Genomic DNA, 22701 nt, shown 5'->3' on the forward strand with positions numbered 1-22701 from the left:
ACCTTTATTAAAATCATTCATTGGTAGTTACAATTACCAAATACATGCTGTTGCACCCACTTATCCGTTTGACCAATCTGGTTTTCCACTTGAACAAGCGGTTGCACCGTAAACGGCTCCCCTCTTAATACAGCTGTTGATTCAAAAGAAGGATTCTCTATACTTAACACTTGTTTACCATTAATAGTCTTCTTTAATATTTCTAATTCGGCAATTCCACCGACATTTGTGTTCTCTGTTTTTTGTGCAGAAAAGAAGTTTCCAAGTGAATAAAACACATGCGCTCTATGGCCACTACTTGTTGTGATCAATTCATATGGCTGAATCACATGTGGATGATGTCCGAAAATAATATCTGCTCCTGCATCTGCAATCACATTTGCAAGTCTTTTTTGATCCCCATTAGGTTCCAATTCATACTCTGCCCCCCAATGTATGCTGACTACAACAAAATCTACTTTTCGCTTTAAAGCGCTTATATCCTCCATGATTCGCTCTTCATCGATACGGTTAACTAAATAATCCTTATCACTAGTTGTGTCATGACCATTCGTCCCGTAAGTATAACCGAGAAATCCAAAGTTAATATTATCTACTTGTATAATCCGATCGGTTTGTAAATCTTCAAAAGATTCATATGCACCAATGTAAGGCATCTCAACTGTTTTCATATAATGGATCGCAGCTCGTACACCCGCCTCTTCTTGATCGAGCGTATGGTTATTTGCCATTGATATAAGGTCTACTCCTACTTCTTTTAAATCCCTAATAATATGAGGAGGACTAGAAAAATCCGGATACCCTGACAAACCAAATTCGCTACCGGCTGGAATAGACTCTTGATTGGCTATTAAAATATCTAATGATTCTAGTTCCTCTTTGACTGGCTCAAAAGAGGATAAAAAACTTTTATAGTTGTATAACGGATGATGCAGCAATATATCGCCAATCATCCCGATCTTTATTGTATCTTCCCGATAATCGATATGAAATGTCGAAAATTGTTTCCCGTGGAACTTTTCCTTAAAAGGCTCCTTTATTTGCAAATTAAAATAAAATAAAATCGAAACTAGAATAACCAGTAGTGGAATTAATATTTTCATAAAACACTTCCCTTTTTAAAATCTTCTCTTTATATAATACGATTTCTTCTCATTGTATCTTTTATTTTTCCAAACAGCTATTGACCTATTATAGATTTTGCATATAATGAAAGTGAGTAATCACTCATTTTTATTAAAAGGAGGTTTTATAAATGACTTCAACCATTGAGTTAATACAAGTAAGTAAAAGCTTTGGCAAAAAAAACGTGTTAAAAGCCATTAATATTAAAGTAGATGCCGGACAAATTTTTGGTTTAATCGGTCCTTCTGGCTCGGGTAAAACAACATTAGTCAAAATCATCGTAGGGATGGACCAACCTTCCACTGGCCAAGTCCAAGTTCTAAATACACAAGTTCCTAATTTGAAACTTTTACAAAGCATTGGATATATGGCACAAGCAGATGCTTTGTACAATGATTTGACTGGTCAGGAAAATCTTGCTTTTTTCGCTTCTCTTTATAAATTAAGCAAAGAAGTAAAAAAAGAACGAATTGCTTACGCAGCAAATTTAGTAGAATTAACACCCCATTTGTCTAAAAAGGTACTAAATTATTCAGGTGGTATGAAGCGAAGATTATCGCTAGCTATTGCATTAATACACGATCCTCAAATTTTAATACTTGATGAGCCGACAGTCGGTATTGATCCAGAACTTAGAAAGTCTATTTGGGCAGAGATTGTTCGTTTGAAAAGTGAAGGAAAAACAATATTAATCACAACACATGTAATGGACGAAGCGGAAAAATGTGATCAGCTTGCGATGGTAAGAGATGGAGAAATAATATCGAATGGTTCTCCGGCCACTTTAAAAAGCCATTACAACATTAACAGTCTAGAAGAAGTATTTTTAAAAGCAGGAGGTGAAAAGGATGAGAACAATCGCATTAGTTAAACGTGTTTGCATCCAAATGGTACGTGACAAACGAACACTTGCTTTAATGATGGTCGCACCATTAGTCATTTTAACTTTACTGCATTTTCTAATATCCTCTGATCCAAATACTCCAAGATTAGGGGTAAATGGAGCGGAAGAAAGCTTAATAGATGAGCTAAAAGAAAAAGAATTAAAGGTCATCCAATTCGATCAACTAAAAAGTCCAAATCAACTTATTAAAGTGAAAGATTTAGATGGTGTGCTACAAATGGAGGGAGATCAATTAAATCTTACCCTTACAAATGACGATCCCTCAAAAGCAAAACTTTTACAAACGAAAGTAATGCAAGCGATTTCTACCGTAAACGCAAAAGAACAAGCAACTAATTTAGCCCATTTCGTGGAGGATATCGCACAACAGCAACCAAATGCACCAATAAATTTAAACCAAATAAAAATGCCAGAAATGAGCACTTCTTATATTTATGGAAACAGTGAAACAACATTTTTTGATCAGTTAAGTCCCATTTTAGTAGGTTTCTTTGTATTCTTTTTCGTATTCCTCATTTCCGGAATTGGGTTGTTACGAGAGCGTACGACTGGTACTCTTGACCGTTTGATGGCAACACCTATTCAAAGAAAAGATATTGTGTTTGGGTATTTAATCGGATATGGTTTATTTGCTATCATTCAAACAATAATCGTTGTTTTTTACGCTACTAAGGTTTTAGATATTATGCTTATTGGGTCTCTTTGGAATGTCATTCTGATTAATCTAGCACTAGCACTTGTTGCATTATTACTTGGTATTTTACTGTCTGCTTTTGCAAATTCCGAATTTCAAATGATGCAGTTTATACCAATTGCCATTGTTCCCCAAGTCTTTTTTGCAGGTATCCTACCTTTTGAAGGAATGCCCGATTGGATGCAAATCGTTGCCAAATTTATGCCTATGTACTATGGTGGAAATGCGTTAGTAGATGTGATGTACAAAGGCTTTGGACTAAATGATATTAAAAACGAGCTATTTGTATTATTAGGATTCGCCCTTATTTTTATTGTTTTAAATATAGTTGCCTTAAAGAAATATCGAAAAATTTGAAGGGAGTAACCTATGTCCGAGGATGAAGTATTGTTACAACAACTATTTGAAGAAGAAAAATTAACCGATAAGCAAAAAAAGATTATCATTGCTGCAATAGAATCATTTTCAGAAAAAGGGTATGCAGCAACATCTACTAATGAGATTGCAAAAAAAGCCGGAGTAGCAGAGGGAACTATTTTTAGACATTATAAAACAAAAAAAGAGCTGCTTGTTTCTATCGTCGCTCCCCTAATGACAAAGCTAATTGGTCCGTTCATTGTAAATGATTTTCACAAAGTACTGGATCGCCCCTATGAAAATGTAGAAGATTTTTTAAGAGCGGCGATCAAAAATCGAAGTGACATTATTAAAAAAATGCTGCCTGTTATTAAAATTGTCATACAGGAAATACCATTCCAACCTGAGTTAAGAGAACAGTTTATAGAGCAAGTTGCTCGAAAAACTTTCGAACGTATTTTACAAGTTATTAAAGACTATCAAGATAAAGGTCAACTTATTGAAATGCCAACATTAAGTGTTGCAAGACTTGCCATTTCGAGTATATTCGGCTTTTTAATTTCCAGATATATTTTGTTCCCAGATAGCGAATGGGATGATGAACTAGAGACGGAGCGAACCGTTCAATTTATCATGCACGGGCTAGCAGTAAAAGATTGAATATAGACAAAAAAAGCGCATAAAACCTGCGCTTTTTTTACTTTTTTCTTTGTTTAATATACACATATAAAAATCCAAAGGCGCTTAAAAACCGTAGGATGGAGCTGATATACATAGCCACGTCCATACCTAACAGATCTAATAACCAAATACCAACTTGTGGAGCAACAAATGCCACAAATGCTAACAAGACGTTGTAGGTCGTAATACAATACGTACGATATGGTTCGGGAGACTTCTCTAATAATAAATTAAATAAGATCAATACCGTCCCAGATAAGAAGAAACCTGACGTCGTTTGGATGACCGTTAAATAATACAGATTTGTAGATAGTGTAACTAAAAAAGGGGTTGTTGCCATTCCAAGTGCCGCCCATATAAATACAAGCATATTAGAATACTTATCGGCCCATTTTTTCCAAAGTGAAAATGAAAGTATTTGCATAAGCATACTACCAACAGAAAACATGCTAATCCAAAAAATAGTTGCTCCAGCTATTCGAACATTATATATATTAAAAAGTCCCCAAGCCATTTGCCAAGCAAAGTTAAAAAAGAGAGCGGCTGCTAGAAACCAAACGTAATGAGCATGTTTAAAAATACTCCAATCCATTGATTTCTTTTTGGCTTGATCATTTTCTACTTTCACCACATCTTCTTCATGCTTTAATAAGAAGAACACCTCTAGCAATCCAAAAATGAATGCGACAGCAAATAGGATTTGATAAGCAACAATACTTTCCGAAGCATCCCTCATTAAAATACCAATTAGTAAAGTTGTCACAAGTCCAACCATCGTTAACAAACGATTGCGATCACTGAAAAACTGTCCTCGTCTAGTCTCTTCAATCATCCCACTAATAAGCGTTTGCCAGCCTACATTAGCGACTGTATTTGGTATACTAATAAAAGCAATAATCGCTAAAAAAGCCCATGCTTGAAGCGAAAAAGATGGTAAATACACCACAAATACAATGAATAAGAACATCAATCTTGCAAGAAGCACAGACATAGCCACTAGCTTCTTTTGTACATTGGCTCTATTTAATAACACCGCTGCTGGAATAGTCATTAACAATGCGATCAATGGAGGCAACGAACTGATTAATCCAACTTGATAGTTTGTAGCACCCAGTATCGTGATCGCAAATATCGGGAAAAAGTTATTGGAAAAGTTAAGTGCTGTAGTAGAAGCCATTCCATGATAAATACTGATCTTCTCATTATACGTTCTCATAGATTCCATCCATTCCGAAAAATAATATAGGATATGCTAGAATTATATACTCGTATAAAAAGAAAACAAGTACTTCGAGACACAAAATTTATCCCGCATCGTGGGGGACACAACTAACAATCAGTGGGGGAAAGCGGACTAAAAGCGCGACGTCCATGTCGCAACGTCCGCACTAGCACGTCCTGTGCGTCGGAAGCCCCCACTTATTGAAGTTTCACTTTATCCTGTTTGGCTAAATCTTTTTTTCGCATAAACATACGTCACAGCAAGTGCTGACACTAATACGGCACCTTTGATAATATCAAATGCATAATATGGCAAATTCATGATTGTTAAGCCATTTAATAATATACCGATCACAGCTGCTCCAAAGAATGTCCCGATAGCATTTGGCTTCCCTGCTCCAAGAACAGAGTAACCTACAAAAACAGCCGCCACCGCTTCCATTAACATCGGAGCACCGGCATCAATTTGTCCCGATCCAACACGTGCAGTAAACAATATGCCTGCCATAGAAGCAAATACACCAGAAATCACATATGCTGCGAACTTCACTTTACGAGTATTCACTCCAGACAACGTAGCAGCCTCTGCATTTCCCCCTGTCATATATAAAACCCGTCCCCAACGAGTATGATGGAGTACTACATAAGCGATGAACACCATTCCTAGCATAACCCATACAGGAACCGGTAAACCAAGCATTCTTCCTTGACCAATCCAAAGAAAAGCTTCTGACAACTGACCCGGGGCTGTACCACCAGCAGTAAGCGGCATATTATTGTAAATAGAATACCCTTCCGTATAGGTGCGATGAAAACCCGCAACGATATACATCATACTTAATGTAGCAAGCAAATCTGGAATTCCTAATATTACAATTAGAAAGCTATTAAGTACACCTACTAAAACCCCTACTAAGATTGGTAAAATTATAACGAGCCAGAGCGGCATCTCGTACCATACCATTAAAGAAGCTGTTATGACTGTTGACAATGACATCGTGGAACCAACCGACAGATCAAATCCGCCTACCACTAATGTAAAGGTGACCCCTAATGCAAGTAACGTAACAATAGATATCGACCGCAAAATATCCGTAAAGTTTGCATAAGTTAAAAATGCTTCACTGATCGAACTAAAATATAAAATAATAACGATTAATAATGCAATCGCACCATATTTGAATAGAAATTGAATACCATTTTCTTTTACTTTATTCTTCTTTCCCACCGCTTGCATACAACAAAATCCTTTCTTGGGTCGCATCTCCGCGTGAAAACTCCTTCACGATTTGACCGTTATACATGACTAAAATACGATCTGCAATACCTAGTGCTTCTTGAATCTCGCTCGAAAAGTAAAGACAGCCTTTTCCGCTCTTTGCTAGTTCTCGAATCAGCTTAAAAATATCTGCTTTTGCGCCGATATCGACACCTTTTGTCGGTTCATCAAATAAGTACAGAATGGAATCTCTCGAAGTCCACTTACCGATTACTACCTTTTGCTGATTTCCTCCACTTAAATGAACGAGTGGTGTTTCCGTATCATCTGTTTTAATCTGTAATCGTTTAATAATATCCTTGGCAAAACTTTTTTCCGCTCTTTTATTCATAAATAATAGCTTGGAAAAATTTCGTAAGTTAGGAAAAGAAGCATTTGTTTGCAAGGATTCATGGACGAATAATCCCTCTTTTCTACGTTCTTCTGGAATAAGGGCCATCCCTGCATTAATGGCATCTCTGGGATGTGTCGCTTTTAACTCCTTACCTAAAATCTCCACCCTTCCTCTTTGAAGTGATTCTAAGCCAAATAATGCTTTTGCTAATTCGGTTTTCCCTGCTCCAACCAGACCAACAATACCGACAATCTCTCGTTCGGCAACAGTAAAAGAAAGGTCCTTTAGCTTTTGACCATCTGATAATTCTTTTACATCCAGTAATGTTGCCCCTAGAGTATAATTCCTCCTATACTGCTCTTGTTGATAGGAAGTACCAAGCATTGCTTCAATGACTTCCTTTGCGGTTACATCTGCAGTTTGAAAAACGTCCACCAACTTTCCATCACGCATAACAGTTATTCTGTCACTAATGTCAAACACTTCCGGAAGTCGATGCGAAATAAATATGCAACCGACTCCCTGTGCTTTCAATTCTTCAATGACAGAAAAAAGTTTAGTTGATTCGTGGAGTGATAAAGGAGCGGTTGGTTCATCAAAAATAATGATTTTTGCCGAACTAACAAGTGCTCTTGCGATTAAAACAAGTTGTTTTTCCGCCAACGTGAGTTTAAATGCTGGCTGTTGCACTGGAATATTCTCTGCCTGTAATTGCTTTAGAGCAACGCTTGCCTCTTTGTATAGTTTCGATGTGGAGATAAACAAGTTATTATTCGTTGCTATGGTATCGAGCATAATATTTTCGGCAACAGATAATTCAGGTACAATTGCTGTATCTACTTCCTGGTACACGCAGTAAATTCCATTTTCCTTCGCCGCTTTTGGTGAACGTAGATTAACAAGCTTACCATCTATCAAAATTTCACCATCATCTTGCTCATACACTCCCGATAAAATTTTCATCAGTGTGCTTTTTCCAGCGCCATTTACACCTAACAATGCATGCACTTCCCCTTTTTCTAAGTGAAATTTTGCATCCTCTAGTGCTGTCACTTTTCCAAATGACTTACGTATTGAATTCATCGACAGAAAAGGGTTAGCCACAAACATGCTCCTTTCTATAAAAACAGCTGCCCTATTTTTCAGGACAGCTGCTAGTAGTTGAGTTTATTGGTTTTCCAACTCTTTTAGTGCATCCGTATACCCTTGTTCGCTAGCACCCCAGCCGTCGATAAACTCATGTAAGCTATTAGTCGTCACCGTTTCTTCTGGAAGTTTAGATGCATCGACAAACACTGGTTCTAGTACTACGTTTGCTTCCGGATTTTCGCCATTAATCTTTTGGTATAAATAACGTACTTGAATACGTCCGATATCCATTGGATCCACGGCAGCAGAAGCAACCCAAGGACTATTTTCCTTTTGAATCATCTGAAGATCCTCATCGCTCATATCTATGCTGTACACTTTAATATCAGTTCTACCTGCCTGTTCAATCGCTCGAACTGCACCTTTTGCAAACTCATCCCAAGCTGCCCAAACTGCTGTAATATCCCCTTCGTTTGGATATTGTTTTAATATTGCTTCCATCTGTGATTGTGTATCAAGTGCTGTATTTTGTGTTGCTGCTCCGAATGTAGCAATCTCTTTAATCCCTGGATTTTCAGATAAAAACTGTTCGTAAGCAACTTGTCTTCTTTCCATCGGTGCAAAACCAGCAACCCAAATTTTCACGATATTGGCTTCACCGTTTGCATCTTCTAATAATTTCTGTAACGTCATTTCCGCCATTTTTTGATCGCCTTGCTCTAAAACAGTAATTCCTTCTACGTCCACACCAGCGTCAAATGCTACTACTGGGATTCCTTTGTCTACGGCATTCTGAACACCTTGGTTTAATGCTTCTTTTGTTCCATGATCTATTAAGATTCCGTCCATACCTTGGTTTACCGCTGCATCTAAATTCGATGCCATTTTTGCCAAGTCCCCTTCTGAGTTGAATACAGTAACGGTTCCTCCAAAGTTCTCCACTTGTTCCTTTACACCTTCAATATATTGCGCAGAAAAAGTTCCAAGATTTTGTTGTAAAATTAGTGCGATTTTCTTTCCAGCCAAAGCGTTTTCTGAAACTTTCTCCGAGCTAGGCTTTGACGTTTCTTCTTTTGCATTGCTTTTTGGCTGGCATCCCGACAATAGAATGCCAATTATTAATAGGATGGATATAAACGAAGCTATTTTTGTTTTCATGATTTTTCTCCTTTGTTTGTGCCGAGTAATGCAACAATATTCTTACTGTATTCCGGATAAATGATTCCTTTTTCTGTAATGATTGCCGTTATTAAATGCGCCGGTGTCACATCAAAGGCCGGATTATATACTTTTGTATTAATTGGAGCTACTTGTTTACCAGCAATATGCGTAATCTCCTCCGAAGAACGTTCTTCTATTTGTATCGTTTCTCCATTTGCGATGGACAAATCAAAAGTCGAAGAAGGTGCCGCCACGTAAAATGGAATTTGATATGCTGCTGCCAATAACGCCAAGTTAAGTGTTCCAATTTTATTAGCCGTATCGCCATTTACAGCAATTCGGTCTGCCCCAACAATAATTGCTTCGATTCCTTTTGCTCCTATCGTATGGGCAGCCATACTATCCGTAATCAGTGTGACATCGACGCCAGATTGCTGAAGCTCCCATACAGTAAGTCGTGCTCCTTGAAATACAGGTCTCGTTTCACAAGCGTATACTTGAAACTGCTTTCCTTTTTCACTACCTAGATGGAAAGGTGCTAGTGCAGTTCCATATTTCGCAGTTGCAATGGTTCCTGCATTACATATAGTCATGACTTTTGTAAAGTCTTCAAGTAATGATAAGGCATATTCACCAATAGCTCGGCAGGATGCCTCATCTTCTTTGTATATATTATCTGCTTCATCTAATAATTGCATCTTCGCTTCTTGCACAGTTTCTGCCTGCTCTACTGCACCACGTAGACGCTCCAAAGCCCATACTAAATTGACGGCTGTTGGCCTAGATTCAGCTAAATATAATGCATCTTTACTTAATAGTTGATGGAATTCATCCAATGAGTTTGTTTCATAGAACTGTGCTGCTGCCGCTAATCCATAGGAAGCGGTAATACCAATTGCTGGAGCACCTCGGACTTTTAAAGTTAGGATGGCATCATATACATCTTCCAGGGTTTCTAGAGTTTCATATACGACCTCAAGCGGTAGTTTTTGTTGATTCAATATTTCAAGTTTATTATTGTTCCATTTGATCGATAACGGAATAGTCATTTTTGCAGCTCCTCAAGTAAAACGATTACCGCTTGGATAGAACTAATACTTTCGCGTTTCAATAAGAGAAGTTCTCCGATGCGTAATGCTTGTTTTTTCGACAAAATTCTTTTTTCATCCTCTTTAATTCCGTCCAAGTCTTTCACATGGGCTAAACCAATTGTTCTCCTAATTAACTCACAACCAGCAAAGCCAAGTGCATCTTGGAAAATCTTATCCAATATATAATCTTTAAATCCTTTTGTATCTTTATAGGATTCCACGGCTTTGTTTTCCCAAAGTTCAGAAAAATTAGCAGAAAATACTTCCCATGTTTGCTCAATATGGCGAAGGATAACTTCTCGCTGTTCCCCTTCTCTTGTGACCGTTTGAACAATTAAATTAGCCAAAAATAAACCAACATCAAATCCAATTGGTCCGTAAAAAGCAAATTCCGGATCAATTACTTTCGTTTCCGTTTCACTCGCAAAAATACTTCCTGTATGCAAATCTCCATGGAGTAATGCTTCCGCTTCAGTTAAAAAACTTTTCTTTAATTTTGCTACTTCTAGTTTTAATAGTTCATTATTCCAAAGTGCTTCCACCTCTACACGCAACGAAGGTTCAAAATCATTTGTTTCATGGTCAAAAAATGGATCGGTAAAAATTAAATCCTCCGTAATTTTACATAACTCAGGATTGGAATACTCCGAAACTAGTTTCTTTTTTTCAAATGGATGTAAAGCAAAATCTGATGTATGGAATAAGGTTTGCGCAAGATATTTCCCAATATCGGCCGCTAACTTTGGATAAGATTCAAGGCGGATCAATCCTTCTCTTGCAATGGTGAGATGAGATAAGTCTTCCATCACTGTAATCGCCAATTCTTCATCAATTGCGTATACTTCTGGTACTAATCCTGCTGCGAATTCCCCGTGTTTTTTTAAGGCATTTGCTTCAATTAGCGCACGCTTCAATGTTAGAGGCCAGCTTTCACCAACTACCTTTGCATAGGGCAATGCTTGTTTTAAAATGATACCCTTCCCGCTTCTCAAATCCTTAATGTGAAAAACATAATTCAGATTACCATCACCAATTTCACTACAAGTAAGTTGCGCATCATCTGAAAAAAGGTTCAGATTTTTTGCATATGTGATAGCCTGCTCTTCTGTTAAAGATTCATATTGTTTCTTCGTGGCAATTGTCATTTTTCTCTACCTTCCTTTTACAAAATAAAAAACCTCTTTCCAAAGAAAGAGGCGTAGAATAAGAGATTTCTCGCCTCTTATCTTTCAGAAAGTTTCCTTTCTGATGGAATTAGCACCGTGCCTTAAGAGATCTTCATCTCGGCGCAAAAAGCGCCCCGTCTCACAACGGTATTACGGTCGGTTGCTGGGCTTCATCGGGCCATTACCCTCTGCCTGCTCTTGATAAGAGTGCTATTATTTTTCACGTAATGTTATTTGATTAGAATCCTAGCATATTAGAAAATGGAATGTCAATTACCTTTTTAAATTTTATAAAAAATCTAAATACTGTATTGACATAATTCCACTTGCATGAAATAATCATTATTAATTTGACAATATAACGTAATTTTAATTGAATAATTTTTCTTATTTAGAGCAGGTGGAGGGACGAGCCCTATGATACCCGGCAACCGATTCAGTAATTGAACACGGTGCTAATTCTTGCAGTCAGTTGACTGAGAAATAAGAAGTTGTTAACTACTTAACCTCTTCTTGTTTGAAGAGGTTTTTTATATTATTGGGCAATTTATATTAAAGGAGATTGAAATTATGAGTGGAGTAACTTCTGTTTATCAATTATACGGAAAGCCTGGATCATTCGAAAAAAAAGCAGAAGACATCGCTTTAGGTTTAACGATTGGCTCATGGACCGATTTACCTTTACTGGAACAAGAACAATTAAAACAGCATAAAGGTAATGTTGTTTCAATTGAAGAGTTTGAAAATATACAACACCCAACTAAACTAGATCAAATAAAAGCAGAGATAAAGATAGAATATCCTAGTGTCAATTTTTCAGCAGACTTGCCTGCTATTTTAACAACTGTTTTTGGCAAATTATCATTAGACGGTGAGGTAAAGCTATTAGATTTAGAATTTTCTCCCGAACTATTAGCAAATTTTCCTGGACCGAGATTTGGTATCGAGCAAATAAGAAACTTACTAAATGTACATAATCGACCGCTCATCATGAGCATTTTCAAAGGAGTCATTGGACGGGACATCGATTATTTAGCAGAACAGCTTCGACATCAAGCGCTTGGAGGGGTAGATCTAGTAAAAGATGATGAGATTCTTTTCGACAATCCATTAACCCCTTTTGACAAGCGAATTACAACAGCCAAGGAAGTATTGCGTCAAGTGTATGAAGAGACCGGGCATCGTACTCTTTATGCGGTGAACTTATCAGGACGAACATCTGGTTTGCGAGAAAAGGCTAAAATAGCGAAAGAACTCGGCGCCGATGCTTTACTATTCAATGTCCATGCATACGGGCTGGACGTACTTCAAGAACTGTCTGAAGACGACGAAATCCAACTACCACTTATGGCACATCCCGCGTATAGCGGGGCATTCACTTCTTCTCCATTTTACGGGGTGGCAACATCCCTATTACTTGGCAAATTAACACGTTATGCGGGAGCTGATTTTTCATTATTTCCTTCTCCGTATGGAAGTGTTGCTCTTGAGAAAAAAGTGGCTCTTTCTCTAGGTAAAGAATTAACGAAAGCAAGTGCTGTAAAACGAACTTTTCCCGTTCCTTCAGCTGGCATACACCCAAGTTTAGTGCCTCTATTAATGCAAGATTTCGGGGTTGATAGCATTATTAATGCTGGAGGCGGGGTACATGGACACCCTGCTGGTGCGATTGGTGGCGGACTTGCCTTCAGACAAGCTGTGGAAGCCGTGCTTGCTGGAATACCTCTTACAGAAGCGGCAAAGCAGCATGTTGAACTCAAATCAGCAATCGAATTATGGGGGTAAACACAATGAAAAAACTAGTCATCTTTTGTGATTTTGATGGCACTATTACAAATCAAGACAATATCATCTCGATTATGAAAAAATTTGCTCCTCCTGAATATTTACCGATTAAAGACAATATTTTGGCTCAGAAGCAAACGATTCGTGAAGGGGTAGCTCAAATGTTTGCACTACTCCCTACTTCATTGAAAGATCAAATTGTTTCGTATTTACTAGAGCAAGCACAAATACGCGAAGGCTTTGCTGAATTTGTTTCTTATACAAAACAAAACAATATCCCACTTTATATCGTGAGTGGTGGAATCGATTTTTTTGTGAATCCGATGCTTGAGCCATTCGGACCGTTTTCTGAAGTTTACTGTAATGAAGCAGATTTTTCAGGGGATTCAATACAGATTCACTTTCCATATGGTTGCGATGAGCAGTGTACAAACCAGGGCTGTGGTTGCTGCAAACCTTCCATTATTCGTAAACTGCAAGACAGTGATGCATTAAGCATTGTAATTGGAGATTCTATCACCGATCTAGAAGCCGCAAAATTAGCGGATATCGTCATTGCACGAGATTTCCTTGTTAAAAAATGCGAAGAACTTCATATTCCATTTGAGCCGTTTGAAAGCTTCCATGACGTCATTAACATAATTGATGCAAAGTTAGGGGTAGAAATATGATCGCACTCCAAAACAAATGGAAAGAGTTAGCAGATATTAAAGACGAACTAGCGGCAAGAGACTGGTTCATGGGTACTAGCGGAAACTTAGCGATAAAAGTGAGCGATGATCCACTGCGCTTTTTAGTGACAGCTAGTGGGAAAGATAAAAAGAAGCGCACAATGGAAGACTTCTTGCTCGTAAATGCGAATGCAGATCCAGTTGAAGAAACCGATTTAAAGCCCTCTGCAGAAACTTTACTGCATTGTGCTATATACAACAAAACCTCAGCTGGCTGTAGCCTTCATATTCATACAGTAGCAAATAATGTAATTTCGGAAATATACGGAAACGAGGGCAAAATAGATTTTCAAGGTCAGGAACTTATTAAAGCATTTGGTTTATGGGATGAGGATGCATTACTTTCTATTCCCATAATCACAAATCATGCGCATATTCCAAGTCTAGCGGAAGAATTTAGTTCCCATATCCATGCCGATAAAGGAGCCGTATTAATCCGAAACCATGGCATTACCGTTTGGGGTAAAGATGGTTTTGAAGCAAAGAAACTATTAGAAGCTTGTGAGTTTTTATTTCAGTACCAATTGGCATTACTTCAGATAAAGTGAAACTTATTAAGGCCCACACGATATGGGTTACGCAGGAACAACTCGATGTTGCTTACTTAGACTACGATTATTTCATAAGGCTTTTACGGGCAGTTTATCTCCCACTTATCTTTTCACATCTCTTAAAACTTGATGTGGGAATCTCACTGCCCGTTAATGCGGGATAAAAAAATTAAGAGAGGAAGATTGAAATGGCTATTATTAAAATTCAAGGAACAAACGAAACAATTGAAGCGCAAAACGAGGTTGCGGCATTTTTAGAAAGCCAAGAAGTTGTTTATGAACATTGGAATATTGAAAAGTTACCAGTGCATCTTCGTGAGAAATTTGATCTTAGCGATGAGGAAAAAGAGGAAATTCTACAAGCGTTTCAAGCGGAAATTAATGACATTTCAGAACGTCGTGGCTACCAAGCATCCGATATCATTTCTTTATCAGATTCTAACCCTAATTTAGATGAGCTGTTGAAAAACTTCGAACGCAAACATATTCATACAGACGATGAAGTTCGTTATATTGTAAGTGGTCATGGAGTGTTTATCATCCAAGGGAAGGATGAGCGATTCTTTGAAGTTCATTTATCTCCAGGAGACCTAATATCTGTTCCTGAAAATATTACCCATTACTTTACACTTGCAGAAGACCGTAAAGTAGTCGCAGTTCGAATTTTCGTAACAACGGAAGGCTGGGTACCAGTTTACCAGGATGAAGTTGCACAAAACTAAATGAAAAAAACACCTAAATTGCCGTGGTAAAAAGCAATTTAGGTGTTTTTTTATCAATTATTAAACAAGTAATCCACCTTGTTTTAAGTATGTTTGAATACCTTCTGCAGCACGGTAAGATAGTGCACCAAGTGTACCAGTAGGATTGAAATTACTGTTATGTGGAAATGCGGATGCACCCACAACAAATACATTTTCAGCTTCCCACATTTGTAGATAGGAGTTAACTGCAGACGTAGCTGGGTCTGCCCCCATAATAACACCGCCTGTGTTATGTGTGTTTGTATCTTTGTTCACGTTGAAAGGAGCTTGTTCAGAAACAGTATCAATAATATCTGCACCCATTTCTTCTGCGATTTTACTTGTAACACCAGCCATGTATTTTACTAATTCACGATCTTGATCTGTATAATCATATGTCATACGTAGTAAAGGCATTCCGTATGCGTCTTTAAACTCAGGATCTAAATCAAGATAGTTATTTTTATGCGGCATACTCGACCCTTGGGAAGCAATTTTCAAGAAGCTGTTTGCCCAACGAATAGATTCACTCTTAAACTCAGCACCCCAGCTAGGTGTTCCACTTGGCACCACATTGTTCGCAATTGGGCGTGCACCGTATTGGAACATTCGAATACCAGAACCATGAATGAAATTAAGATCGGAATGGTCGAAGTTATCACCAGTGAACTCAGGAATTTCGATTCCAAGTGCACCAGCACCTGCGTATAGATTAAACTCTCTATCTTTAAAGAATGCAGTAGTGAAGCCTGAAGAAACCTGATAAGCATAGTTTTTCCCGATTGTACCTTTACCTGTTTCCGGGTTATAAGGCGTTCCTATACCAGAGTTTAGTAAAAGACGTGCATTATTAAATACGTAACTAGCAACAACCACAACATCTGCTGGTTGTTCAAATTCTTCTCCAGTTATAGTATTTACATATATTACTCCAGTTGCTCTATTACCATCCTTTGTAAGACGCAATACGTTGGAATGTGTACGTGTTTCTAGTTTCCCAGTTTCTTTTGCAACAGGAATAACGGTTACAACTGGATCTGCTTTCGCACCATACTCACAACCAAAGTTCTCACAGTATGCACAATATTGACATGCAGCACGTGAAATTCCATCCGGATTCGTATAAGCTTCCGAAAGGTTTGCAGATGGAACCATATATGGTTTGTATCCTAGACTTGTCGTAGCTTTTTCAAACACTTCTAATACAGGTGTTTTTAACATCGGACCTGTTGGATATGGATTAGCTCGTTTTCCATAAAGTTCAACGGTTTCACCAGAAATACCAGCCATTTTTTCAAATGTATCATAATACGGTTCCATTTCATCATATGTAATACCCCAGTCTTGAATTGTATATTCGGGAGCAATTTTATTTGGACCATATTTTTGTTCTGTAAGTGTTTTAATCTCGAAATCATACGGTAAAAAACGGTACGTTTGACCATTCCAGTGACTTCCCGCACCGCCCAATCCATCTCCAACTATGAATGTTCCGTAGTTTCGCATAGGTAGTGCACGCATATTCAATGTATTACGATGTGTAATTGTTTCTTTCGATAAATCTTGCATTAACTCCGTGCGATGTTGGAAACGCAGCTCATCGTGACCCATTAAGTAGTCTTCTGTTTTACGTTCTTTCCCACGTTCAATCCCAACAACTGGAATTCCAGCTTTCGTTAATTCAGCTGAGATGATTCCGCCAGCCCAGCCCATTCCTACAACCACAACAGGTACTTTAGGTAATTTTGTAGCCATTCTATTTCATCCTTTCCTCTATTAATGTCCCATGTGGCTGTTTAAGCCTTGTGGATCAAGTTTGACAAATGTTTCACTTTGAATTTCTTTAACGTAGCTCATACGAGATCCCGGATATTTACGCATTGCCCAGCCTTGCATATCTTTGTTTCCACCGTATAACGGGTCTGCATAAACACCTTCAATTGTAAGCTTACGAAGTAGATTAAAGAATTCCGATGAGCTAGTGCCAGCGAATTGTGCTTTACCTTCACTAAACGCTGCTAGTGCTGTGTCTTGATCAGCTGCTTCTAATTCGACAAAATTTGCTTCAAAGTTTTGTTTACTATAGTTATTTAATTCCTTTAAGCCTAATAGGAATAAATCTTTATTGAGGATCTTTGTTTGTGCACCTTGTGTTGGTTCTGGTGCGTAAAAATTCCCTAATCGATAGTCTTTTGAATTTAAACCATATTGCCCAGCAAGTTGATGGTCAATATAAATTGCAGCATTCAAGTCTTTTGCTCCTGGTCCGTTATCATCTGCCGGATAAATGCGTTCTACTGCTGTTTGAGTCATTCTATACTCGTCAGGTGTAAAGAACATTAATGCAACATTTGGGTTTGCAGCAGCACCTGTTTCAGTATGTGCAGGTGCTTCGGGTGTTGCTGTTTTATCTTTGTTTACTAAAAGACTTCCAAGCGCACCACCTAATACAACCCCACCAACTGTTAATCCTGAATTTTTAATAAAAGTACGTCTTGAAGAACGTTTATCTAAAATAGGACTGTTTTTTTCCTTTTCTGACATAATAATTCCTCCATTTATTTTTATTATTTCGAAGTTATTTGTTTATTTCATTCAAAAATGCATATAAATATTTTAATGTAGAAAGACTGGCCAGTTATAAATGATAGAAAACACAACTGTAAATACTAGTAATGAACCGATAAAAAGTGAAACCTTTTTTTCCGTCCAACAATAAACAATTATAGCTAATCCTATCCCTGACCCAAGTAAAGCAAACCATGGAAATTCACTATTGTTAAAGTGAAGAAACAACGCAAAATCGGCAACAAGGAAAAGGGCAAATAATACTTGATTTAACATTTTCAATTCTTCGACATTATATTGATTCACTTTGATTCCCTCTCTTCTTTATCTAGTTAAATAAAAGTTCGATTTTTTTATTGAATTGTAAATTTTAGATGAAAAACAACGTGGACAATTATACTATATCGCTACAATAATTGTATACATTTTAACTTAAAATGTACAATATATATAATGTTCATTTAATTCGATTGATTCTTTTAGATAAACAAGGAGTACTTTTATTTACAAATCCATTGGAAAGAGTATAATGTGAAGATAAAGTGAGTCTATATTATTCACTTTAGGATCTATTTCTGAATAAATATCATAAAACATAAGCAAACTTCACTTTGTTTGAGAAGATGGGGTGGTAAAACCAAATGACTCATGAACCAGAATTGACACTTGTCGAACATTTAACTGAATTACGCAAAAGGCTTATCATTGTAGCGGCAACATTTATCCTTTCACTTGCACTAGGGTTTTGGCTTGCACCAAAGACATTAACTTTTATAAAACAACAACCGACAGCTGCCCATGTTGAATGGAACGTGTTTGGTTATACTGATGGCCTTATGATCTATGTTAAATGTGCTCTTATTTTAGCTATATTAATTACTTTACCAATTGCCATGTATCAAATCTGGTTATTCGTAAAGCCAGGTCTATTAGAAAAAGAAGCAAAAGGAACAATTTACTTTATACCTGTCTCCTTCTTTTTGTTTTTAGCAGGAATTAGTTTTAGTTATTTTATACTTTTCCCGCTTATGTTGAACTTTATGTCGAATATTAACGATTCAATCGGTGCATTAGAAACGTATGGAATGCAGCAATATTTCACATTCATGTTTAACTTAATCATTCCAGTGGGTATTGTATTTGAATTACCAGTCATTATTTTGTTTCTAACTAAACTAGGAATCATAACTCCCGATCGTTTAAGAAAGATGAGAAAGGTTTCTTACTTTATACTAGTAGTGGTTGGAGTTTCTATCACACCTCCAGACTTTATCTCTGATTTTATCATCGTTGTTCCATTACTATTGCTATTTGAAATAAGTATTCTCGTTTCAAGCTGGTCTTATAAAAAACAACTTGCAAAACAAGCCCTTGAGGAAGAAAGCTTAGAGAACTAATCTAATATTACGAGGAGGAACATCCCATGCCAAACATCGGTGTACCAGGATTAATCGTCATTTTAATCATTGCTTTAATCGTTTTCGGACCTTCGAAATTACCTCAATTAGGTAGAGCAGTTGGACAAACTTTAAAAGAATTTAAAAATTCTACGAAAGATATCGTGGATGATGTAACAGAAGAATTTAAACTAGATGACAAAGAAGTAGACCTTAAAAAGAAAAACTAATATGTAAAGCCAGCTATCCTCTTGAATAGCTGGCTTTTACATTTTTTTATAAATTATTAAAGAATACTCGAATTACATCTGCGCCGCCTATAAAAGTTCCGATAGAACCGACAAGATTTGTTAAAACAACGACCAATAAAATTCGAGTCACTTTGTTCCGCCAAAAACCTTTAATCGTAAAAACATCTTCCGATAGTGTCTCAAAGTCGCCGACATTCGGACGACGGAAATATGCTTGAACAATGCCCGAAACCCAGCCAGATGCTATTAAAGGATGTAACGTTGTGATGGGAGCTACAATGAAAGCTGATAAGATTGCGAGCGGATGCCCGAGTGCAACCGCAGCTCCAATAGCAGCAAAACTTCCCGTCCACAGAACCCAGCTTAACGCTTGATCAAAGCCAGCAGTTGGATTTGCTATAAAAGTATATACAACTAATGCAACGAGCAGAGCTGGTATTGCCCACCCTAAAATCTTCGGAACAATTGACTTTGGAGGGATTTCTGTAAGTACATTTAAATCATGCTCCTTGTGAATCTCTTTCGTAATACCAGGTACATGCGCAGCACCTAAAATAGCTACTACCTTCTTACCTGGTGCATCTTTAATTTTTTGTGCAAGATATTGATCTCTTTCATCGATCAATGGAGTTTTTAGCTTGGGAAAAGACTCGGTGAATTCAGCAAGCACTGCATTTAGTGTGTCTTGCGTTTTCATCTTTTCTAATTCTTCCTCTGAAATAGTTTCCTTACTAAAAATACTAAAGATTACTCCGTTAAGCAGTTTTGCTTTTCCCATAAACCCGAGATTATGCCAAATACGAGAAAAGGTAATTTGAATATTTCGGTCTGCAAGCACTAGCTCTGCTCCGTTTTCTTTCGCTGATTCAATCCCTTGAATCATTTCCTGTCCAGGTTTTATCTCAAATTGCTTAGCTAAACGGTTTTGGAAAGAAGATATTGCTAAATTCATCAAAAGCAATGTAGCTTTCTTTTCTTTGATTACTTTAAAAATATCTGTATCTTTCCATTTGCTTCCTTCCATCACGGATTGATATCGCTGTTCGTCTAACTCTATACATACAGAATCTGGTTTTTCTGCCTCAATTACTTCTTTTACTTGTTCTGCACTTTGTCTTGATACGTGCGCGGTTCCGATTAATATTAATTCTTTCCCATCTAAATTTATACGAGTAATATTCTCTTCTCTCACAAGTTTCTTCCTTCGTTGAGCATATTTCTTTTGTACAAATGCATCACAAAAGACTGTCTATTATTAATAATGAAGTAGATTAGGGGAAATTTCAATTATGTTTTATTAATTTGCATAAGAAAATGAAGGTATTTCTATAGTTGTATATTGTGGTACTTCATCGTATAGGGAAACTGCGACGTAAAGAGATACGGCAAAGGCAATTGATTGAAGCGCAAGGCGGATGCTTACCGCGGGGCGGGCGGTGAGCCTCCTCGTCGCATGCTCCTGCGGGGTCTCACCTGTCCCGCTGTTCCCGCAGGTGTCGCCGCCTTGCGCTTCAATCAATAGAACTGGCTGACTATTTAGTAGCTAATCAAAATAAAATTCTACGATTCTACAATTATTAACTTGTGTATATCCCCAAAAATAGTTATTAGCGGCCGATTAAGAGCAACTAAAAGTATCAAAAAACAAGAAATCCTCAAAGAAAAGGACATACTTGGTTTGAGATGCTGATTACTAATACTACATTTTATTTGATGAAGTATTAATAATCAGCATCTATATGGGTGTTTGGTTTCACTCAACTATTGATTGAATTTGGAACGGTGACAATGATTAGTTAGCGAATCTTGTGGATTGTAGCGAAAGGGCGGCGACTCCAACGGGACCAGCGTTAGTCGAAGACCCTGGACTGAGCGAAGTGAAGGAAGCGGCTGAGGCAACGCCCGTGGAAAGCGTCCGCCCTGTAGCGGAAATCCAGTGGACACTAATCAACTCGCTACCCTCGCTGTTTCCCTATAATGCTTACCTCCTAGTAATTCAATGTTTTGCTTCATAAAACAACAAAGGACATCCATTCACGCTTCAACGTAAATGGATGTCCGATATTATTTTAATGTACGTTTTAAAAACTCTCTCGTACGTTCTTGAATTGGATTATTGAAAATTTGCTCTGGGCTACCTTCTTCTGCAATAACCCCTTTATCCATAAATACTACACGGTCTGAAACTTCTTTTGCAAATTCCATTTCATGCGTCACGATTAACATGGTAAGACCTGATTCGGCAAGCTCCTTCATGACTTTCAGTACTTCCCCTACCATTTCAGGATCAAGAGCCGATGTTGGTTCATCAAATAACATCACATCTGGTTCCATCGAAAGTGCGCGAGCGATTGCCACGCGTTGCTTTTGTCCACCAGATAATTGTTTTGCATTTGCGTTCACATATTGATCCATCCCAACGACTTTTAAATACTTCATCGCTATTTTTTCTGCTTCTTCTTTAGAACGTTTTAACACTTTTATTTGTCCAACTACACAGTTGCTCAACACATTATGATTATTAAATAAGTTAAACTGTTGGAAAACCATTCCTAACTTTGTACGGTAAGCGTGGATATCGTGTTTATCATCTAAAATATTTTCACCGTTATAGATAATTTGACCACCGCTCGGTTTTTCTAAAAGATTAATACAACGAAGAAGCGTGGATTTACCAGATCCAGAAGAACCGATTATACTGACCACTTCCCCTTTTTTAACAGAGAAATCAATGTCTTTCAGTACTTCACGTGCTCCAAAGGATTTGCTTAAATGTTGTATATCAATTACTTTATCCATTGTTGCTCCTCCTCCGCCTTAGCTTTCTTTCGTATTCGTTAAAGTTACTTGTGCTGGTTGACCAATCATGCTGTAGTTTTCAGGACCATCTAGTTTTCTTTCAAAATAACGTAGGATTAGTGTTACTGTATATGTCATAACAAAGTACAACACACACGCGACGAAAAATGATTCAAAATAACGGAAGTTGTTTCCTGCAATCGATTTTGTTTGGAAAAATAACTCCGATACACTAATGACGTTTAGTACAGATGTATCTTTAATATTAATGATAAATTGGTTACCTGTTGCCGGTAATATATTACGAATTACTTGTGGTAAAACCACATGAAGCATTGTTTGAATATGATTCATCCCGATTGCTTGGGCAGCTTCAAATTGCCCTTTTTCAATAGAAATGACTCCACCCCGAACAATTTCTGCCATATAGGCTCCTGTATTGATCGATACAATGAAAACAGCTGCCACTAGAGCATTCATATCAATATTAAAAGCTAGCATAGATCCATAATAAATAACCATTGCCTGTACAATCATTGGCGTTCCACGGAAAAATTCTATATATACAGAAAGAATTATATTTACTACCTTTAGTATTATTCGTTTTGCTGCTCTTTCAGGCACCGGAATTGTGCGTATAACTCCTGCTAATAAACCGATAACCGAACCGACTATTGTACCGATAATAGAAATTAATAAAGTAATTCCTGCTCCCCGAAGGAACATCGGCCAGTTATCGGAAACGATTGATACTATCCACTCGAAACTCATCAT

The 22701-nt window shown here is 37.5% G+C and carries 22 protein-coding genes and 2 riboswitches; of the genes, 9 read left to right on the forward strand and 13 right to left on the reverse strand.

Going from position 1 to position 22701, the window contains the following annotated elements:
* Positions 1–17: 17 nt before the first annotated feature.
* Positions 18–1103: a CapA family protein gene (locus tag FG382_RS20695; RefSeq protein WP_142540753.1), complete on the reverse strand. Its 1086-nt coding sequence runs from the start codon at positions 1101–1103 to the stop codon at positions 18–20.
* 152 nt (positions 1104–1255) lie between these two features.
* Here FG382_RS20695 and FG382_RS20700 point away from each other — a divergent pair, with 152 nt between their 5' ends.
* From FG382_RS20700 to FG382_RS20710, 3 genes are read left to right on the forward strand one after another with little or no spacing between them, the layout of a single operon-like run.
* Complete coding sequence (locus FG382_RS20700; protein ID WP_142540754.1) at positions 1256–1996, forward strand: ABC transporter ATP-binding protein; 741 nt, start codon at positions 1256–1258, stop codon at positions 1994–1996.
* Entirely contained in the window at positions 1974–3080 is a 1107-nt protein-coding gene (locus tag FG382_RS20705) for an ABC transporter permease (RefSeq protein ID WP_142540755.1), read from the forward strand. The genes FG382_RS20700 and FG382_RS20705 overlap by 23 nt, the downstream gene beginning before the upstream one ends.
* Before the next feature lie 12 nt (positions 3081–3092).
* Positions 3093–3740 carry a TetR/AcrR family transcriptional regulator gene (locus FG382_RS20710; protein WP_142540756.1) on the forward strand — a complete coding sequence of 216 codons (648 nt, stop codon included), beginning with the start codon at positions 3093–3095 and terminating at the stop codon, positions 3738–3740.
* A 37-nt stretch (positions 3741–3777) separates the two neighbouring features.
* On the opposite strand, the gene FG382_RS20715 is transcribed toward FG382_RS20710, so the two are convergent.
* The 6 genes from FG382_RS20715 to mtnK all read right to left on the reverse strand — a co-directional run bounded on the left by FG382_RS20715 (position 3778) and on the right by mtnK (position 11081).
* Positions 3778–4977: an MFS transporter gene (locus FG382_RS20715; protein ID WP_142540757.1), complete on the reverse strand. Its 1200-nt coding sequence runs from the start codon at positions 4975–4977 to the stop codon at positions 3778–3780.
* Between the two features lie 219 nt (positions 4978–5196).
* Positions 5197–6210, reverse strand: coding sequence for an ABC transporter permease (locus FG382_RS20720; RefSeq protein ID WP_244950553.1), 1014 nt, complete (start codon positions 6208–6210; stop codon positions 5197–5199).
* Positions 6194–7678: a sugar ABC transporter ATP-binding protein gene (locus FG382_RS20725; RefSeq protein WP_244950554.1), complete on the reverse strand. Its 1485-nt coding sequence runs from the start codon at positions 7676–7678 to the stop codon at positions 6194–6196. Before FG382_RS20725 ends, FG382_RS20720 begins: the two co-directional genes overlap by 17 nt.
* 84 nt (positions 7679–7762) lie before the next feature.
* Positions 7763–8842: a sugar ABC transporter substrate-binding protein gene (locus tag FG382_RS20730; RefSeq protein ID WP_142540760.1), complete on the reverse strand. Its 1080-nt coding sequence runs from the start codon at positions 8840–8842 to the stop codon at positions 7763–7765.
* Entirely contained in the window at positions 8839–9894 is a 1056-nt protein-coding gene (gene mtnA / locus FG382_RS20735; protein ID WP_142540761.1) for an S-methyl-5-thioribose-1-phosphate isomerase, read from the reverse strand. The genes FG382_RS20730 and mtnA overlap by 4 nt, the downstream gene beginning before the upstream one ends.
* Complete coding sequence (gene mtnK, locus FG382_RS20740) at positions 9891–11081, reverse strand: S-methyl-5-thioribose kinase (RefSeq protein WP_142540762.1); 1191 nt, start codon at positions 11079–11081, stop codon at positions 9891–9893. The genes mtnA and mtnK overlap by 4 nt, the downstream gene beginning before the upstream one ends.
* Before the next feature lie 74 nt (positions 11082–11155).
* Positions 11156–11310: riboswitch (SAM riboswitch) on the reverse strand.
* Between the two features lie 176 nt (positions 11311–11486).
* Positions 11487–11592, forward strand: a riboswitch (SAM riboswitch).
* 80 nt (positions 11593–11672) lie between these two features.
* On the opposite strand from mtnK, the gene mtnW reads away from it, so the two are divergent.
* The 4 genes from mtnW to FG382_RS20765 all read left to right on the forward strand — a co-directional run bounded on the left by mtnW (position 11673) and on the right by FG382_RS20765 (position 14891).
* Positions 11673–12887, forward strand: coding sequence for a 2,3-diketo-5-methylthiopentyl-1-phosphate enolase (gene mtnW / locus FG382_RS20745; RefSeq protein WP_142540763.1), 1215 nt, complete (start codon positions 11673–11675; stop codon positions 12885–12887).
* A 5-nt stretch (positions 12888–12892) separates the two neighbouring features.
* Positions 12893–13558 carry a 2-hydroxy-3-keto-5-methylthiopentenyl-1-phosphate phosphatase gene (locus FG382_RS20750; RefSeq protein WP_142540764.1) on the forward strand — a complete coding sequence of 222 codons (666 nt, stop codon included), beginning with the start codon at positions 12893–12895 and terminating at the stop codon, positions 13556–13558.
* On the forward strand, positions 13555–14166 hold the full coding sequence (locus tag FG382_RS20755; protein ID WP_142540765.1) for a methylthioribulose 1-phosphate dehydratase: 612 nt from the start codon (positions 13555–13557) through the stop codon (positions 14164–14166). Before FG382_RS20750 ends, FG382_RS20755 begins: the two co-directional genes overlap by 4 nt.
* Before the next feature lie 191 nt (positions 14167–14357).
* Positions 14358–14891, forward strand: coding sequence for a 1,2-dihydroxy-3-keto-5-methylthiopentene dioxygenase (locus tag FG382_RS20765; protein ID WP_142540766.1), 534 nt, complete (start codon positions 14358–14360; stop codon positions 14889–14891).
* Between the two features lie 60 nt (positions 14892–14951).
* Here the strand turns inward: FG382_RS20765 and FG382_RS20770 are convergent, their stop codons facing one another.
* The 3 genes from FG382_RS20770 to FG382_RS20780 all read right to left on the reverse strand — a co-directional run bounded on the left by FG382_RS20770 (position 14952) and on the right by FG382_RS20780 (position 17786).
* Complete coding sequence (locus FG382_RS20770) at positions 14952–16667, reverse strand: GMC family oxidoreductase (protein ID WP_142540767.1); 1716 nt, start codon at positions 16665–16667, stop codon at positions 14952–14954.
* A 21-nt stretch (positions 16668–16688) separates the two neighbouring features.
* Positions 16689–17456 carry a gluconate 2-dehydrogenase subunit 3 family protein gene (locus tag FG382_RS20775; protein WP_142540768.1) on the reverse strand — a complete coding sequence of 256 codons (768 nt, stop codon included), beginning with the start codon at positions 17454–17456 and terminating at the stop codon, positions 16689–16691.
* Between the two features lie 72 nt (positions 17457–17528).
* Entirely contained in the window at positions 17529–17786 is a 258-nt protein-coding gene (locus FG382_RS20780) for a hypothetical protein (RefSeq protein ID WP_142540769.1), read from the reverse strand.
* A 335-nt stretch (positions 17787–18121) separates the two neighbouring features.
* On the opposite strand from FG382_RS20780, the gene tatC reads away from it, so the two are divergent.
* Together tatC and tatA are read left to right on the forward strand one after the other, a co-directional pair.
* On the forward strand, positions 18122–18877 hold the full coding sequence (gene tatC / locus FG382_RS20785; protein ID WP_142540770.1) for a twin-arginine translocase subunit TatC: 756 nt from the start codon (positions 18122–18124) through the stop codon (positions 18875–18877).
* Between the two features lie 26 nt (positions 18878–18903).
* Positions 18904–19107, forward strand: coding sequence for a twin-arginine translocase TatA/TatE family subunit (gene tatA / locus FG382_RS20790; protein ID WP_142540771.1), 204 nt, complete (start codon positions 18904–18906; stop codon positions 19105–19107).
* Between the two features lie 46 nt (positions 19108–19153).
* Here tatA and FG382_RS20795 read toward each other — a convergent pair whose 3' ends face one another.
* From FG382_RS20795 to FG382_RS20815, 3 genes are all read right to left on the reverse strand, one after another.
* Positions 19154–20320 carry a TraB/GumN family protein gene (locus FG382_RS20795; RefSeq protein ID WP_142540772.1) on the reverse strand — a complete coding sequence of 389 codons (1167 nt, stop codon included), beginning with the start codon at positions 20318–20320 and terminating at the stop codon, positions 19154–19156.
* A gap of 872 nt (positions 20321–21192) precedes the next feature.
* Complete coding sequence (locus FG382_RS20810) at positions 21193–21927, reverse strand: amino acid ABC transporter ATP-binding protein (protein ID WP_142540775.1); 735 nt, start codon at positions 21925–21927, stop codon at positions 21193–21195.
* Between the two features lie 18 nt (positions 21928–21945).
* Complete coding sequence (locus FG382_RS20815; RefSeq protein WP_188713358.1) at positions 21946–22698, reverse strand: amino acid ABC transporter permease; 753 nt, start codon at positions 22696–22698, stop codon at positions 21946–21948.
* Between the last annotated feature and the right edge of the window lie 3 nt (positions 22699–22701).

The organism is Psychrobacillus lasiicapitis, assembly GCF_006861795.1.
GTDB lineage: Bacteria > Bacillota > Bacilli > Bacillales_A > Planococcaceae > Psychrobacillus > Psychrobacillus lasiicapitis.